Origin of the sequence: Lactobacillus nasalidis, from assembly GCF_016587775.1 — a bacterium.
In the GTDB taxonomy this organism is placed as follows: Bacteria; Bacillota; Bacilli; order Lactobacillales; family Lactobacillaceae; genus Lactobacillus; species Lactobacillus nasalidis.
Window position 1 is genome coordinate 1 of sequence record NZ_BOCG01000161.1, and the last position, 2,195, is coordinate 2,195.

The following is a 2,195-nucleotide window of genomic DNA, read 5'->3' on the forward strand; positions in this document are numbered from 1 at the left end:
AATGGCTTCGCCATGCTTTTGGATCAAGTCTACCAAATATTGGATTCCTCCACGCTCCATCCCATATTTTCGGCTGAGGTAGGTGCCTCTTCTATGATCGTCTACCCATTCGTGGTAGATAGCGAGTTTTATTTCTTTAGTGTATTTAGTCATGAAAATAACCCCCGAAATTAGTGTCCTAATTTCGGGGGTCATATCAGAAAAGCTTTTTCTTTTACCAAATGTGCAGCAGTCTGGTCCGGTCCAGCTTGCTTAAACTGAATTGGTGAACGTGCGACTTCGGACTTTCCGGAAATTCTCTGATAAAGTCGGCCACGTTGTAAAGGCCGGTCGTGTAGTACCAGGTCCCCTTGACCTTCTTGACCGGGTCCAGCATCTCGTTTCTGATCGGGTAAGCCGAAATCAAAAAGTGCTTGTGGTGGAATTTGAAGGCAAAGTAAGGCAGACGGAATTCGTCGACCACTTCCTCCTTGGTCTTGCCAATCGTCACCACGTTGCGGTAAGTGCCGTACTTCTCGCTGAACTTGTCGTTGAAGGAGAAGTAGAAGTTGGAAATGTGCACGTGCGGGAAGTCCTCTTCAGCCACCTCATCCGGGATGGCGATCACGTGCGAATAGCGGTCCAGGTTGTTTTCCCTTTGCTGCAGGGCCTGCTCCATCTGGTTGGGCTTGATCCCCTTGACCCAGCTTGGCAGCTCTGGGTGAGCCTTGTAGGAATTGTACATCATCGTGATGACTTCCGGCTTTACCCAGTCATATTGCATCCGAATCTGGTTTCGCTTAAGCAGACCTTCAAGCGTCTGATTCTGCATCAAGTCGACGACATAGCACTCATAATGGTACTTCTCGCACCACTTCTTGTAGTGGTCGATTTCGCTGGCCACGATATGAGTCCCGTCCACAATCACGGTCTCGCCGTAGGACATCTTGTGTTCAACCAGATTGTCCTTCATCCGCTTGGTCTGTTCCGTAATGTGCCGCGGAATGACCTGATGCAGCACGTCAGTCTTCTGATCATAGTAAACGGTGAGATCCGCCAAAAGCAGACGAATCACATCCCCGCTGATCGCGTACGGCAATAAGTGATGCCGGGCGATGAATGAAGACTTGCCAGAGCCGGGTGCGCCTCTCAAAAGAAATAATTTGCGCATATTGAGCTCCATTTTAAAAAATCTATTTTGAATATCAAAATAGATTTTACCATAAAACGTCGCTGACGATTAGCAATCTGGCAAAAGTCGGCGCTTTTTTTCGATTTTTTGAACTAACGCTCTTTCATGTCGCTGCCGTCGCGCTCGCCCACGATGAAGACCAGTTCCGTCTGGCAGACCAGGTCCCCGTCAACTGAAGCCACCGCCGACACGCTGCCGGTCTTGGCCCGCACCTTGAGCATCTTGACGTCCAGCTTGAGGACATCCCCTGGTCTGACCATCCTTCTGAACTTGGCCTGGTGAATGGCGCCCAGGTAAGCCGTCTTCTTGTAAAAGGCCGGCGACTTCAAGATCAGCACGGACGCCGCCTGGGCCAAGGTTTCAATGATCAAGACCCCCGGCATCACCGGATTTCCCGGGAAATGTCCCTGGAAGAAGGGCTCGTTGATCGTCACGTTCTTGACGGCGCTGATGCTTTGGTCAGCCACCAGCTCCTCCACCCGGTCGATGTAGCAGATCGGGTAGCGGTTGGGAATCAAATCCATCACTTCTTGGGCAGTCATTACTGGCATCTTGTCACACTTTCTGTATATAAAATCTTTTAACGAGTTTTCCAATAACTTGTGATTAAGTTTAACACTCCATCCGGCAATGTCAAGTTTTTCAAAAACCGCTGCTTTTTAAGGCAAAAAAAACAGGCCTGAAGCCTGTTAATTGGTAATCATCTTGTCCACAATGTTCAAATCCTGGTCAAAATCGTAAACGATCGCCTGGGCGTTGGGCACCTCCAGCTTGAGAATGTCGACGTTGTTGATCTTTTCCAGGTACTTGATCAGGGCCCGCAGACTGGACCCATGAGCCACGATCAGCTGGTCCTTCCCGGCCCGCAGGCGGCTGGCAACCTCGTCTTCATAGTAAGGCAAAAGCCGCAGCTGGGTCTGGTGCAGGCTCTCGGCTCTGGGCAACAGGCCCGGGTCGACCTTCCAGTAGCGGCGGTCGATGGCCGGGGACCCCTGGGCCGGCGGCACCGCGTCAAAGCCCCGCC

At 51.2% G+C, this 2,195-nt stretch carries 3 protein-coding genes and 1 pseudogene; all 4 read right to left on the bottom strand.

The genetic code is table 11. From position 1 onward, the window contains the following. A pseudogene (locus lacNas_RS14460) lies at positions 1 to 153 on the bottom strand (IS3 family transposase); the annotation flags it as partial. A gap of 61 nt (positions 154 to 214) precedes the next feature. Further along, positions 215 to 1,150, bottom strand: coding sequence for an AAA family ATPase (locus lacNas_RS02985; protein ID WP_201330724.1), 936 nt, complete (start codon positions 1,148 to 1,150; stop codon positions 215 to 217). A gap of 113 nt (positions 1,151 to 1,263) precedes the next feature. After that, positions 1,264 to 1,722: a 3-hydroxyacyl-ACP dehydratase FabZ gene (gene fabZ, locus lacNas_RS02990; RefSeq protein WP_201330725.1), complete on the bottom strand. Its 459-nt coding sequence runs from the start codon at positions 1,720 to 1,722 to the stop codon at positions 1,264 to 1,266. Positions 1,723 to 1,860: 138 nt separating this feature from the next. Continuing rightward, the coding region (locus lacNas_RS02995) for a 2,3-bisphosphoglycerate-dependent phosphoglycerate mutase (RefSeq protein WP_201335992.1) at positions 1,861 to 2,195 on the bottom strand (335 nt) is incomplete at its 5' end.